The 12480-nt window shown below is 64.8% G+C and carries 13 protein-coding genes; 7 read left to right on the plus strand and 6 right to left on the minus strand.

Going from position 1 to position 12480, the window contains the following annotated elements; all coding sequences use genetic code 11:
• Positions 1 to 1581, minus strand: coding sequence for a methyl-accepting chemotaxis protein (locus DUGA2_RS25265; RefSeq protein WP_070272184.1), 1581 nt, complete (start codon positions 1579 to 1581; stop codon positions 1 to 3).
• Between the two features lie 120 nt (positions 1582 to 1701).
• Positions 1702 to 2301 (minus strand): NADPH-dependent F420 reductase, encoded by a 600-nt coding sequence (locus tag DUGA2_RS25270; protein WP_070272237.1) that lies wholly within the window; start codon positions 2299 to 2301, stop codon positions 1702 to 1704.
• A gap of 114 nt (positions 2302 to 2415) precedes the next feature.
• On the opposite strand from DUGA2_RS25270, the gene DUGA2_RS25275 reads away from it, so the two are divergent.
• Positions 2416 to 3339: a LysR family transcriptional regulator gene (locus DUGA2_RS25275; protein WP_070272185.1), complete on the plus strand. Its 924-nt coding sequence runs from the start codon at positions 2416 to 2418 to the stop codon at positions 3337 to 3339.
• Position 3340: 1 nt separating this feature from the next.
• Here DUGA2_RS25275 and DUGA2_RS25280 read toward each other — a convergent pair whose 3' ends face one another.
• A complete protein-coding gene (locus DUGA2_RS25280) occupies positions 3341 to 3955 on the minus strand; it encodes an OmpW family protein (protein ID WP_070272186.1) in 615 nt (204 codons plus the stop codon).
• 178 nt (positions 3956 to 4133) lie between these two features.
• Between DUGA2_RS25280 and DUGA2_RS25285 the strand changes: the two genes are divergently transcribed.
• The 3 genes from DUGA2_RS25285 to DUGA2_RS25295 are packed head-to-tail and all read left to right on the plus strand — an operon-like array spanning position 4134 to position 6026.
• Positions 4134 to 4400, plus strand: a complete 267-nt coding sequence (locus tag DUGA2_RS25285; RefSeq protein WP_008453189.1) for a hypothetical protein — start codon at positions 4134 to 4136, stop codon at positions 4398 to 4400.
• A 40-nt stretch (positions 4401 to 4440) separates the two neighbouring features.
• Complete coding sequence (locus DUGA2_RS25290; RefSeq protein WP_083296475.1) at positions 4441 to 5271, plus strand: DUF692 domain-containing protein; 831 nt, start codon at positions 4441 to 4443, stop codon at positions 5269 to 5271.
• A complete protein-coding gene (locus tag DUGA2_RS25295) occupies positions 5268 to 6026 on the plus strand; it encodes a DNA-binding domain-containing protein (protein ID WP_070272188.1) in 759 nt (252 codons plus the stop codon). Before DUGA2_RS25290 ends, DUGA2_RS25295 begins: the two co-directional genes overlap by 4 nt.
• 10 nt (positions 6027 to 6036) lie before the next feature.
• Here DUGA2_RS25295 and DUGA2_RS25300 read toward each other — a convergent pair whose 3' ends face one another.
• On the minus strand, positions 6037 to 7242 hold the full coding sequence (locus DUGA2_RS25300) for a DUF2252 domain-containing protein (protein WP_070272189.1): 1206 nt from the start codon (positions 7240 to 7242) through the stop codon (positions 6037 to 6039).
• 9 nt (positions 7243 to 7251) lie between these two features.
• Complete coding sequence (locus tag DUGA2_RS25305; protein ID WP_070272190.1) at positions 7252 to 7983, minus strand: ABC transporter substrate-binding protein; 732 nt, start codon at positions 7981 to 7983, stop codon at positions 7252 to 7254.
• Positions 7984 to 8338: 355 nt separating this feature from the next.
• Here DUGA2_RS25305 and DUGA2_RS25310 point away from each other — a divergent pair, with 355 nt between their 5' ends.
• On the plus strand, positions 8339 to 10243 hold the full coding sequence (locus tag DUGA2_RS25310) for an SPFH domain-containing protein (RefSeq protein ID WP_229214768.1): 1905 nt from the start codon (positions 8339 to 8341) through the stop codon (positions 10241 to 10243).
• Between the two features lie 3 nt (positions 10244 to 10246).
• Here DUGA2_RS25310 and DUGA2_RS25315 read toward each other — a convergent pair whose 3' ends face one another.
• Positions 10247 to 10711 carry a hypothetical protein gene (locus DUGA2_RS25315; protein WP_141753383.1) on the minus strand — a complete coding sequence of 155 codons (465 nt, stop codon included), beginning with the start codon at positions 10709 to 10711 and terminating at the stop codon, positions 10247 to 10249.
• A 124-nt stretch (positions 10712 to 10835) separates the two neighbouring features.
• Between DUGA2_RS25315 and DUGA2_RS25320 the strand changes: the two genes are divergently transcribed.
• Together DUGA2_RS25320 and DUGA2_RS25325 are read left to right on the plus strand one after the other, a co-directional pair.
• Complete coding sequence (locus DUGA2_RS25320; RefSeq protein WP_070272193.1) at positions 10836 to 11396, plus strand: type 1 glutamine amidotransferase domain-containing protein; 561 nt, start codon at positions 10836 to 10838, stop codon at positions 11394 to 11396.
• A gap of 96 nt (positions 11397 to 11492) precedes the next feature.
• The gene (locus tag DUGA2_RS25325) at positions 11493 to 12392 is read left to right on the plus strand and encodes a hypothetical protein (RefSeq protein WP_070272194.1); all 900 of its coding nucleotides are present in this window, start codon (positions 11493 to 11495) and stop codon (positions 12390 to 12392) included.
• The last annotated feature ends 88 nt before the right edge of the window (positions 12393 to 12480 follow it).

The raw sequence follows: 12480 nt of genomic DNA on the forward strand, positions 1-12480 counted from the left end.
CTATCGATTGCGTAACATTATAGCGGTCCCCGGCGCCGCCCCGGTTTTGAAGAAGCCCACCACCTGCGCCAGCGTCGCCGCCTGCTCCTGCATGCTCTGCGAAGCCGCCGCCGCCTGCTCCACCAGCGCCGCGTTCTGCTGCGTCACCTCGTCCATCTGCGTGATCGCCATGTTGATCTGCTCGATGCCCATGGTCTGCTCCTGGCTGGCCGAGGTGATCTCGCCCATGATGTCGGTCACGCGCCGGATGCTGTCGACGATGTCGCCCATGGTCTGGCCCGCTTCGCCGACCAGCCGCGAGCCGTCGTCCACATTCGCCACCGAGGCCGAGATCAACTCCTTGATTTCCTTGGCCGCCGCCGCGCTGCGCTGCGCCAGGTTGCGTACCTCGGACGCCACCACTGCAAAGCCGCGGCCCTGCTCGCCCGCGCGCGCCGCCTCCACCGCCGCGTTCAGGGCCAGGATGTTGGTCTGGAAGGCGATGCCGTCGATGACGGCGATGATGTCGACGATCTTGCGCGACGAGGCGTTGATGCTGCCCATTGTGTCCACCACCTGCGCGACGATGGCGCCGCCCTTGGTCGCCACTTCCGACGCGCTGCGCGCCAGCGTGTTGGCCTGGCGCGCGTTGTCGGCGTTCTGCTTGACGGTGGAAGTCAGCTCTTCCATCGACGACGCGGTTTCCTCCAGCGAGCTGGCCTGCTGCTCGGTGCGCGAGGACAGGTCCAGGTTGCCGGCGGCGATTTCATTCGATGCGGTGGCGATGGTGTCCGTACCTTGCCGTACTTTGCCAACGACCGTGAGCAGGCTGTCGTTCATCGACTTGAGGGCGCTGAGCAGGCGGCCCGTTTCATCGGTGGCGCTGGCGTCGATGTGCGAAGACAGGTCGCCCGACGCCACCGTCTCGGCCACGTCCACCGCAGCGTTCAGCGGCACCGTGATCGAGCGCGTGATGAACCAGGCCACGCCGCAGCCCAGCGCCATCGCCAGCGCGCCCAGGCCCAGCTGCACGATCTGGGCGTTGCGCAGCACTCCTTCGACCTCGTCGCCCGCCTGCCTGGCCTGCGCGGTTTCGTAGACGAGGATGTCGTCGAGCGCCTTCAGCACGCCCTTCAGGCTGGGCGCCGCGACCTGGGTCAGGTAGGACGTGGCGTCCTGGATCTCGCCCTCCTTGCGCAGCTCGATCACCTTGTTGTTCTTGGCCGCGCCTTCCTTCAGCAGGCCGTCCAGCGTGGCCAGCATGGCTTTTTCCTTGTCGTCGGCGATGTGCTCCATCAGCACCTTCTTCGCCTCGCCGTACTTCTTGCGCGACTCGCCGATCTTCTCCAGCTCCGCATTGACTTCCGCCGTGCTGGGCACGACCACGATGTTGGTCAGCGACAGCGTGATGTTGCGCACGTTGTCCACCATGCGGTTGGCCGCCTCCATCTTGACGTTCTTGTCGTCGATGATGTCGTGCGTGCGGTTGCCGATGCGGGTCATGGAGCTGAGCCCCAGCACGATCACCGCGACCAGCAGCGCCAGGACGATGGCGAAGCCGATGCCGAGACGGGTTCCGATTTTTACGTGGTCGAACGACATGGTGGTATTCCTTCCGTGGATAGCAAAAACGGGTGTTCAAGGAACTTGATTGTTCCTCAAACACCCGTCCGTGTCACTGGAATGCTGGGTCTGTCGCGATGCCGCAACGTTGATTCAACGTTAAGCGTGGCGCACCAGGTTCAATACCGGCAGCGGCCCGCCGGGGAATTGCGCCAGCCGTCCGCCGCCGTCCAGCGTGCCCAGGTCGATGCCGGCGTAGCCCAGTTGTTCGATCAGCTTGGCGACGGTTTGCTTGGCGTCGGCATCGTCGCCCGAGTAGAACAGCACGCGGCGTCCGCCCTCCGCCTGCGGATCGGTGGCCAGCAGCGCGGCGACCAGGTGGTTGAAGGCCTTGACCACGCGCGCACCGGGCAGCAGCCCAGCAACCACGGTACTCGAAGCCCGCCCGCCCAGGTCGACCGCCTGGAACGATGGCGCCTCGATGGCGTTGTTGGCGTCGATGACGATGCGGCCGTTCCATGCGGGCAGGCCGCGCACCGCGTCGGCCAGGCGCCCCCACTGGACGGCGAGGAAGACCACGTCGGCCTTGGCCGCCTCTTCGACGCTGACGGCGGTGATGTGCGGACCAAGTTCCGTGGTCAGCGCGGCCAGCGAAGCCGGACCGCGGCTGTTGGCGATGGAGGCGTCGAGGCCGGCGCGGGACAGCAAACGGGCGATGGCGGAACCGATGGCGCCTGCGCCGATGATGGAGATGTTCATGATGTAGATCACTCATATGTGGTTGGGATGAACCAAGTATGGTCACGCGCACTACATAGGGGTAGTATCAGCCGCATAACATCACTTTCAAGCAAACGTTGAAGGCCATGAACCATGGAAACCCTGTCGAATCTCGAATCCTTTGTGCGCAGCGCGGAAGCGGCCAGCTTTTCCGCCGCCGCCCGCCGGCTGGCGCTGACGCCGGCGGCGGTCAGCCGCAACGTGGCGCAGCTGGAGCGCAACCTGGGCGTGCGCCTGTTCCAGCGCAGCACGCGCGGCCTGACGCTGACCGAGGCGGGCGAGCGCTTCCTGGATGCGGTAGGCGCGGGGCTGGACAGCATCCAGGGCGCCATCGCCGACGTGACGACCAAGGCGGGCGAGCCGGCCGGCGTGCTGAAACTGAGCGTGGCGCCGCGCTTCGGCCGCAAGCAGGTGCTGCCGCTGATGCCGGCCTTCCTGGCGCACTATCCGGGCGTGACGCTGGACCTGAGCTTCGACAACCGCCCCGCCGACCTGATCGCCGGCGGCTACGATGCGGCGATAGGCGGCGGCTTCGAGCTGACGCCGGGCGTGGTGGCGCGCGAGCTGGTGCCCGCGCACATGGTGGTGGTGGCCGCGCCGTCGTATCTGAAAGGCCGCAAGCGGCCCGCGACGCCGGCCGACCTGGCGCAGCTCGATGCGATCGCGATGCGCTCGCCGGAAACCGGCAAGGTCAAGGCGCGCAAGATGCGCAACCGTCACGGCGAGGAGATGGCGGCGCAGCTGCGGCCGCGCGTGTTCATCAACGATCCGGATGCGATCTGCAGCGCGGCCTTGATGGGCATGGGGATCGCCACGCTGGTGGTGGCCGATGTGGTGGAACATCTGGAAAGCGGCGCGCTGAAACGCGTGCTGCCGGATTGGTACGAGGATGCGGGCCCGATCTCGCTGTACTTCACGAGCCAGAAACTGCTGCCCGCGAAGACGCGGGCCTTTGTGGATTTCGTTACCGCTGCGTTCCGCCAGCGGGGGCTGGCGAAACGCTATTCGGCGGTGTGAATCAGAAGCGGTAGCCGACGCCGACGCCGACCATCAGCGGATCGACCTTGACGCGGCTGGCCTTGGCGCCGGCGATGAAGACGTCGCTGCGGATCTGCACTTTCTTCACGTCGAAGTTGACCGACCATTTTTTGTCGATGGCGTAATCGAGGCCCGCTTGCAGCGCCAAGCCGACGCTGTCATGTTCCAGGCCGCCCTTGCCGCCAAGGATGTCGACCTTGGACATGGTGGTGTAGTTCACGCCCGCGCCGAGGTAAGGCTTGAACGGCGAGTCGTTCACGAAGTGATATTGCAGCAGCAGCGTGGGCGGCAGGTGCTTGAAGCTGCCGATTTTCGCGCCGTCCAGCATCACATCGTGGCGTTGCGGGTAGGTCAGGACCAGTTCCGCCGCGATGTTGGGCGTGAAGAAGTAGGAAACGTCGAATTCCGGGATGGTCTTGCTGCTGATGGTCAGACGGTCGGACGCGCCGGTGCCGCCTACCTGGTCGGATTTGTCGGCAGGGTCCAGATGCACCGCGCGCACGCGCACCAGCCATGGGCTTTCTTCCGCCATCGCGTTGCTGCCTGCTACCAGGCTCAGGGTGGCCAACACTGCTGCTGCTAAAGACTTGCTCATTTTACTTCCTCTTTTGTCGTCGTTAAGTAACGTAGTGAAGTCTATTGATGCAGCGCAGTAAAAACTTTGATCCAAGTCAAAAGACAAAATATTTTTCAAAAACGTGTAAGTAATCGGGAAGTGGCCGCGACAGAGTCATGCAGCACCAACCCAACCTACTATTTTTTTGGAGAATCCCATGAACCACATCACCCGCATCGCAGCAATGGCAGCAACCGTCGCAACCATGGCCATGTCGGCATCGGCCATCGCCGCTACCACCACCATCAGCGCTGACGACACCGTGCACTGCGCCGGCATCAACAGCTGCAAGGGCACCAGCGATTGCGCCACCGCGGAAAACGCCTGCAAGGGCCAGAACTCCTGCAAGGGCCACGGCTTCCTGGCCACCAAGGCCGGCGCCTGCTTCGCCAAAAAAGGCAAGATCGTCGACCTGGACAAGTAATCTTCAATGTGGCGCCGGCATGTCCGGCGCCATGCACACCATGACCACTACACTGCCATCACCGGGTTTCGGACTCGGCCTGCGTCCCGCGCATTACAACGACATCATCGCCACGCCGCCGGCGGCGTCGGGCATCGACTGGTTCGAGATCCTGTCCGAGAACTACATGGTCCCCGGCGGCAAGCCGCTGGCGATGCTGGACCGCATACGCCGCGACTATCCGGTGGTGATGCATGGCGTGTCGATGTCCATCGGTACGCCGCAAGGTCCGTCCGACGAGTATCTGCGCGAACTGAAAAAGCTGGTGCGGCGCGTGGAGCCGCTGTGGGTGTCGGACCACCTGTGCTGGACCGGCACGCATGGCGCCAATATGCACGACCTGTTCCCGCTGCCGTACACCGAGGAGGCCGTGGCCACCGTGATGCGCAATGTGCGGCGCGTGCAGGACTACCTGGAACGACCGCTGTTGCTGGAGAATGTGTCCAGCTACCTGTCCTTCGATTCGGACACCTTCCAGGAATGGGATTTCGTCGCCGCCGTGGCCAAGGAATCCGACAGCCTGATACTGCTGGACGTGAACAACGTCTACGTCAGCAGCGTCAATCACGGTTTCAATCCGATCACTTATCTGGATGCGCTGCCGGCGCAGCGCGTACAGCAGATCCACCTGGCCGGCCACAGCGTGCAGGAGGGCTGCATCATCGACACCCACGACCAGGCGGTGGCCGATCCGGTGTGGGCGCTGTATGCGCAAGCCTTGCGCCGCTTCGGCAAGGTCGCGACGATGATAGAGCGCGACGACAATATCCCCCCGCTGTCAGAGCTGTCGGCCGAGCTGCGGCGCGCACGCGCCTTTGCGGAGGCCATATGAGCGCGCTCGATCATCTGCAGCGCGACTTCCAGCACTACATCCTGGCGGACGAAGCGCCGGCCGCGATCCACGCCGCCGTGCGCGAGCAGTACGGCCTGGGTGCCGGGGCGCGGCTGGCGATCTACCACCGCGCTTACCGCAGCCGCCTGCGCCAGGCGCTGTGCGAAGCCTACGACAAGACCTGGACCTTCATCGGCGACGACATGTTCGCCGACCTGGCCAACAGCTACATCGCCGCGCATCCGTCGCGGCACGCCAACCTGCGCTGGTTCGGCGGCGGCCTGGCCGCGCATGCGGCGCTGGCGCTGGACGACTATCCCTTCATCGCCGAGCTGGCGAGCCTGGAATGGGCGCTCGGCCTGGCCTTCGATGCGGAGGATGTCGCGCCGCTCACGTCCGCCGACATGCAAGCCATCGCGCCCGAGTTGTGGGGCGATCTGCAATTCCGCCCGCATCCGTCGGTGCACATCCTGGACTTGCGCTGGAATGCCGTCGCGCTGTGGCAGGCGCTGGCTGCGGAAAACGATCCGCCGGAAGCGGTGGAGTCGGAAGCGGTCCAGCACTGGCTGGTATGGCGGCGGGACGATCAACCGCATTTCCGCTCGCTGCCGGTAGCCGAGGCGGATGCGTTGTACCGCATCGCCGAAGGTGCGAGCTTCGGCGAAGTGTGCGCGGCGGCCGGCGAGGAAGCGATGCTGGCGCTGGCGGGCTATCTGCAGCACTGGCTGGCGCAGGGCGTGCTGACGCGCTACTGAACCTGCCTCCTCAGGCGCTGTCCAGCCACGCCGTGCAGGCCTGCCACTGGTCCCGCGTTTTCGCGTTCATGTCGGCGGCCGCTTCGAGCATGGCGTTGCGCCAGCTGTCGTCCTGGCCGTGGGCGATCAGCGCGTCCGCAACTGCCGCACCGGCGCGGCCAGCGGCGCGCAACTGGTCCCAGGCCAGGTTGCAGCCCATGGTGGCGATCACTTCTTCCAGCCGCTCCAGCTTCTTGCCCCATGCGTCCAGCGCCACGCGGTCCTCCGACGGTTGCAGGCCGCGCAGCACCCACGAGCGGCTGTCCAGCGTTACCGGGTGCAGGAAGACGTGATCGACCGCCTGCATGCGCTTCTGCACCGCCACGACGCGGCTGGCCTCGTCCGGCCAGGCCGGCTGTGCGATCTTCCACGCGGCCAGGCGCGGCGCCAGCGCCGACGGCTTGCATTCCTTGATGTCGAGCAGGTAGTTGCCGTCCGGCGAGCCCTTGCCTTCGACCAGCACCACGAAGCGCATCAATCCCAGGCTGCCGGTGCCGGCGATGCGGCGCGCCGCGTCCAGCATGGTGTAGAAGCCCGGCTGGTCCTGCGTGGCGGCGAAACGGGGCATGAAGTCGGCCAGCAGCTCGCGCTGGCCGGGCAGCAGCGGCAGCGCTTTCTCGCCGTCGAGCTTCAGGCTGCGGCGCCCGTTTTTGCGCGTGGTGCGCTTGTCGAGGAAGTCGGCGCGCTTGCGGTCTTGCAGGCCGCACAGCAGCTCGTTGATCAGGCCTACGCTGGTCTCGCGTTCGACCCAGCGCGGCTTGCCCTCCGCCAGCGCGGCGCGGTAGGCATCGAGGCAGCGGCGGCTCAGCATGACGGCGTCGCCGGCCGTGACGCGCAGCGCCTCGGCGCCGCACTGGATGCTGGCCAGCAGCCGCACCAGGTCCCAACTGGCGGGCGCCAGCGCCGCTTCGTCGAAATCGTTTATATCGAAATACACCTGGCGGTTGTCGCCCTTGTAGCTGCCGAAGTTTTCCACGTGCAGATCGCCGCAGCTCCACGCCAGCGGCGCTTCGCGGAACAGCGGATGGTCGGGCAGGGCGTCGTAGAACAGGTGGTCGGCTCCGCGCAGGAACAGGAAGGCGTTCTGCGCCATCTTGCGGTACTTCTGGCGCAGCAGGTCCGGCTCGCGGCCGGCGTTGTGGGCTTGCAGGGCGACGATTAGTTCATCAGCGGACATGGTGGACTCCTAACGATAGCGCGCCAGGATCTGGTCGATCACGCCTTCCTTGAGCAAGGCGTCGATCGCGCGGTTGGCGTCGTTGAAGGGGACTTGCGATTTGCGCGAGAACGCGCACTGCGCCTTGAACGAGGAGAATACCAGTTCGGGGCGCAGCTTCAAATGGGGATGGATGCGCTGCAGGTAGAACAGCGTGTTCTCGCCGGCCAGCGTGTATTGCACCTTGCCGGCGATCATCTGCTGGACGTTGAGGTCCATGCTGGCGGCGTCGGTGCGGGAAAATTGCTTGCCCAGCACCTGCTCGACACGCGGATAGCGGTAGCCGGCGACGGTGCCGATCGGCGTGTCCTTGAGATCCTTGAGCGAACGCAGGTGCGGCGCATCGGCGCGCGCGACCACCATTTCGGTATCGGGCAGCAGCGGCATGCTCCAGTCGTAGTCGCCGTCTATCCAGAACGGCAGCACGTAGCACATGGCGTCGGCGCGGCCGCTGCTCAGGGCCGGGGTGACGCCGGCGACGTCGGCGTTGAGATAGACGGCGCGGCGGCCCAGCCGCTGTGCGAGGGCGTCGCCGACATCCTTGATGATGCCGCCGGCGAGCACGCCGTTGCTGAAGCGGACGATGGGCATGGTCTGGTCCAGCGGCGCCAGCATCACCAGCTCGCCCGGTGCGCCCAGCGCCATCGCCAGTGGCAGCGCCGCGAGGGTCAGTGCGAGCAGGGACGGGACGAGCCTGGACATGGGAAGTTTCCGATTCTGGCGTAGACCTTCATTATAGCGCCATGGCCGGGCGGCTATCCGGCTTTGCGCCTGCCGCCGTGATTAGAGCCGCGACTCTAATCACGGCGGCCCGCCTTTACCTTTGGCGGCTTTGTGCAAGAATGAGCAGCACGAACTCATTGAACGGTAATAACAAAAACATCGTGTTCACCCCACTCGTCAGTGCCCTCGCGGCAACCGCAGCAACCTCCCCACACGCCCGCCTGATCTTTGCCAGCCCGCCGCGCTAGCTGCGTCAGACCGCACACGCTACATCTGCATCCACAGCTTTTTCCACAACCGAAAGGTTTGTATGTTTCCCCTGCTTGGCAGTGAAGTGACCGTTGTCGTCTTATTGATTGTGATCGCCGTCTTGATCAAGCTCTCCGGGGCCGTCAAGTACATCCCCAACGACCGTGTCGGGGTCATTGAAAAACTATGGAGCTCGTCCGGTTCGGTACAGAACGGCCTGCTCGCGCTGAACGGCGAGGCTGGGCTGCAGCCTGAATTGCGCCGGGGCGGTTTCCATTTCTTCGCACCGTTCCAGTATCGCGTGCACATCCATTCCATGGTGTCGGTCACGCAGGGCACGATCGCCTACGTGTTCGCCCGCGACGGCCTGGACCTGCCGGCCGGCCAGACGCTGGCGGACAATTCGCGCATCGTCGACTTCCGCAACGTCCGCGACTTCCTGCGCGACGGCGGCCAGAAAGGCCCGCAGCGCATGGTGCTGCGCGAAGGTACCCATATCATCAATCCCGCGCTGTTCGTCGTGATGACGGAAGAGACGACGTACTCGATGTCGCTCGACGCGCTGGAAAAAGCCTACTACCAGCAGATGCGCGGCGTGCTCGACGAGCGCGGCGGCTTCAAGCCGGTGGTCATCAAGGAAGTGACCGGTTCGCATGACTCGGACCAGCTGGCCGTGGTGACGGTGCAGGACGGCCCCGGCCTGCTGACGGGCGAGCTGCTGGCGCCCGACGTCGGCGACAGCCACAACGCCTTCCAGGAGCCGGAGAAATTCCTCGCCGCCGGTGGCCGCCGCGGCCGCCAGGAGCGCGTGCTGGTGGAGGGCACCTACTTCATCAACCGCCTGTTCGCGACGGTGGAGTTCATCAAGAAGACCATCATCCCGGTCGGCTTTGTCGGCGTGGTGGTGTCGTACACGGGCCGTACCGGCGCGGACTTGTCGGGCAACGATTACTCGCACGGCGAGCTGGTGGAAACCGGCTGCCGCGGCGTGTGGCGCGATGCGCTGATGCCGGGCAAGTACGCGTTCAACACCTACGCCGGCAAGATCGAGCTGGTGCCGACCACTAACTTCGTGCTGATGTGGAAGTCCGGCGAGAGCGGCTCCAACTTCGACAAGAACCTGCGCGAGATCACCTTGATCACCAAGGACGCGTTCGAGCCGCAGCTGCCGCTGTCGGTGGTGGTGCACATCGATTATCGCAAGGCGCCGATGGTGGTGCAGCGCTTCGGCAACGTGGCGCAGCTGGTCGAGCAGACGCTCGATCCGATGGTGTCGTCGTACTTTAAAAACGTATCGCAGACCAAGACCTTCATCGACCTGATCCAGTCGCGCAGCGAGTTGCAGAACAATGCGTCGAGCGATATGAAGCAGCGCTTCCAGGCCTACTCGCTGGAATTCCAGGAGGTGTTGATCGGCACGCCGAAACCCCAGCCCGGCGACAACAAGATCGAGGACATCATGGCGCAGCTGCGCGACCGCCAGATCGCCCGCGAGCAGGTGGAAACCTTCGCGCAGAAGCAGATCGCGGCCGACAAGCAGCGCGAGCTGAACGAGGCCGAGCAGCGCGCCGCCAAGCAGAAGGAGCTGACCGGTTCGCTGGTGGATATTTCGATCAAGGAGAACCAGGGTTCGGCCAGCGTGAAGGCGGCCGAGAAACGCCGCCAGGAAATCGAGGCGCTGGCGCAGGCCGACAAGTTCCGCCAGGAGATGGAAGGCGCGGGCCGCGCATCGGCGATCCGCTCGGTGGGCGAGGCGGAGGCGGCGGCGATCCAGGCCAAGTCCGAGGCGATGCAGGGCGAGGGCGCGGACAAGCAGCTGATGCAGACCGTGATGCTGCGCCTGGCCGAAGCGTTTGAAACTGCCAAGGTGCCGCTGGTGCCGCAAGTGCAGATGGGCGGCGGCGACAGCAACGCCTTCGGCACGCTGATGGGCTTGATGAGCGCGATGAAGGCCGGGGAGTTGACCCAGGCTATCGAAAACAAAGGCTGATCGTCAGCCCAGGGCGGCGATGACGGATGCGTCGCTGCCGCCCCGGGCCGTGTAGCGGCCCGCTTCATATCGCTGGCAATAGGAGGTGGCGCTTGCGCTGACGGCGCTGTCCGCCTTCGATGCCAGGCTCACGGTGCAAGTGAAGGGCTCGCCGCAGGCGAGGCGCGGCCCGGTGTGGGGCGCGTTGAAGCGCACGTCCACCGTGGCCAGCGCCAGTTCCTCCCAGTCGACGCCGTGCTTGCGCAAGGCGCGCCGCAGAAATTCCGCGTAGTTGCGCATCACCAGCATTGCTGCCGGAGTGGCTGGCGCGGCAGTGCGATCCGTCAGGCGCAGTTGTACGGCGAGGCCCGCAGCGGCGTCGCGGTACAGCAGCCCCGGCGCCCAGTAGCCGCCGACATCGTTGTTGCGGCTGACGAAGCTGGTCGCCAATCCCGCCGCCGCATGCTTCAATTTTTTATTGAGACTCATCTGTCTATCCCTTGAAATGGCATGCGTATGGTACGCCATTCTCCATGCCGCTATGTTCGTGTGCGCACATGCCTTGGCGCGCAGGTGTGGCACGCTTTCCGTTCACATACATTGAGGAGGCACCATGACCAACCAGGACAATTCCCAATTAAAAGACAAGCACGTCGCGATCCTGATGACGGACGGCGTCGAGCAGGTTGAATACACCGGCCCGCGCAGCTTTCTGGAAGAGCACGGCGCGCAAGTGACGCTGATCTCGACCAAGGCCAAGGGCGAGCAGGTGCAAGGCTTCAATCACGCCGACCCGGCCGGCCGCTTCGACGTGGAGCTGAACGTGCGCGACGCCAAGCCGGGCGACTACGATGCACTGGTGCTGCCGGGCGGCGTATCGAACCCCGACCAGCTGCGCCTGCACAAGGAAGCGATTGGCTTCATCCGCGACTTCGGCGGTTTGGGCAAGCCCATCGCCGCCATCTGCCACGGCCCGTGGACGCTGATCGACGCCGGCCTGGTGGACGGCAAGCGCGTGACCAGCTGGCCCAGCCTGCAGACCGACCTGCGCAACGCCGGCGCGCAATGGAGCGACGAGGAAGTGATAGTCGACGGCCGGCTGATCACCAGCCGCAAGCCGGATGACATCCCCGCCTTCAACAAGGCATTGCAGCAACAGCTGTTGGCGGGCTGAACGGCTTAATTTCCGGTTGGCAAACGGGCGCTACCCTCGCGGCATAGAACGTAGACTGGAATGGAACTCTCTCGCGTCTTAAACCAGGAGCCCATCATGACACATACATTGGCAGCAGTATTTGAAACCCGTGCCGAGGCCAACCGAGCCAAGGACGAATTGGTCCACAGCGGCTATGCCGCCGAGAGCATCACCGTGACCGACTCCGGCAGCGTGGCCGGCACGCCGCGCATCAACGACGACGAGTCCATCCTCAGTTCGATCAAGCAGATGTTCAGCGGCCTGCTGGGGCGCGAGCACGCGGACCGCCATATTTATGCGGAAGCGCTGAATCGCGGCCACGTGGTGCTGACCATACAGACCACCACCATGGAAGCGGCGGACCGCGCGGCGGATATCGTCGAAGATTTCAATCCGATCGATATCGACGAGCATGAGGCCATGTGGCGCGCCAGCGGATGGAGCGGCGCCGGCACGCCGCAGACCAGCCTGGGCGCGCAGCAAAGTGCGCCAGTACAGCACGGCATCCGTCCGCGTGAGGAGGCGGTGGACTTCGCACGCTCCGAGCAGGGCTTGTTGACGCCGGGTTCGATGCAGCGCGGCGATACGGTGTCGCCCGCGATGACCGGCGTGAACGTGCCGATCTCGGAGCAGAGCACGGTGCAGCGCAGCGGCATGCGCATCTACCCGCGCGATACGGGCACGCCCAACCAGGACAGCCTGAACATCCTGCGTGGCGACGAGACCGACGATGACGCCGTTTACTTCCGCACGCATTGGGAAAAGACCATGTCCTACGGCGGCAACACCTATCAGGAGTTCGATCCGGCGTACCGCTATGGCGAATCGATGGCCGGCAATCCCGGCTACAAGGACAAGCCGTGGGAAGAGGTCGAGCCCGAGCTGCGCAGCAATTGGGAAAGCAAGCACGCGCAATCGAGCTGGGAGAAGTTCAAGGATGCGGTGCGCGCGGGGTGGGAGCGGGTGACGAAGTAGGTTGCGTTGCTGAAGATCAAATTGGAGAGTCTGCTGTCGTGACATGATCGGCAACCTGTGCGGTCCACAAATTTCTGTGGGCCGCGCA

The sequence above is a fragment of the Duganella sp. HH101 genome (assembly GCF_001758795.1).
GTDB lineage: Bacteria > Pseudomonadota > Gammaproteobacteria > Burkholderiales > Burkholderiaceae_D > Rugamonas > Rugamonas rivuli.

What these genes read in the sequence shown, in the direction of transcription:
- DUGA2_RS25265 (WP_070272184.1), bottom strand. Translation starts at nt 1,581, where the DNA reads ATGTCGTTCGACCACGTAAAAATCGGAACCCGTCTCGGCATCGGCTTC.
- DUGA2_RS25270 (WP_070272237.1), bottom strand. Translation starts at nt 2,301, where the DNA reads ATGAACATCTCCATCATCGGCGCAGGCGCCATCGGTTCCGCCATCGCC.
- DUGA2_RS25275 (WP_070272185.1), top strand. Translation starts at nt 2,416, where the DNA reads ATGGAAACCCTGTCGAATCTCGAATCCTTTGTGCGCAGCGCGGAAGCG.
- DUGA2_RS25280 (WP_070272186.1), bottom strand. Translation starts at nt 3,955, where the DNA reads ATGAGCAAGTCTTTAGCAGCAGCAGTGTTGGCCACCCTGAGCCTGGTA.
- DUGA2_RS25285 (WP_008453189.1), top strand. Translation starts at nt 4,134, where the DNA reads ATGAACCACATCACCCGCATCGCAGCAATGGCAGCAACCGTCGCAACC.
- DUGA2_RS25290 (WP_083296475.1), top strand. Translation starts at nt 4,441, where the DNA reads ATGACCACTACACTGCCATCACCGGGTTTCGGACTCGGCCTGCGTCCC.
- DUGA2_RS25295 (WP_070272188.1), top strand. Translation starts at nt 5,268, where the DNA reads ATGAGCGCGCTCGATCATCTGCAGCGCGACTTCCAGCACTACATCCTG.
- DUGA2_RS25300 (WP_070272189.1), bottom strand. Translation starts at nt 7,242, where the DNA reads ATGTCCGCTGATGAACTAATCGTCGCCCTGCAAGCCCACAACGCCGGC.
- DUGA2_RS25305 (WP_070272190.1), bottom strand. Translation starts at nt 7,983, where the DNA reads ATGTCCAGGCTCGTCCCGTCCCTGCTCGCACTGACCCTCGCGGCGCTG.
- DUGA2_RS25315 (WP_141753383.1), bottom strand. Translation starts at nt 10,711, where the DNA reads ATGAGTCTCAATAAAAAATTGAAGCATGCGGCGGCGGGATTGGCGACC.
- DUGA2_RS25320 (WP_070272193.1), top strand. Translation starts at nt 10,836, where the DNA reads ATGACCAACCAGGACAATTCCCAATTAAAAGACAAGCACGTCGCGATC.
- DUGA2_RS25325 (WP_070272194.1), top strand. Translation starts at nt 11,493, where the DNA reads ATGACACATACATTGGCAGCAGTATTTGAAACCCGTGCCGAGGCCAAC.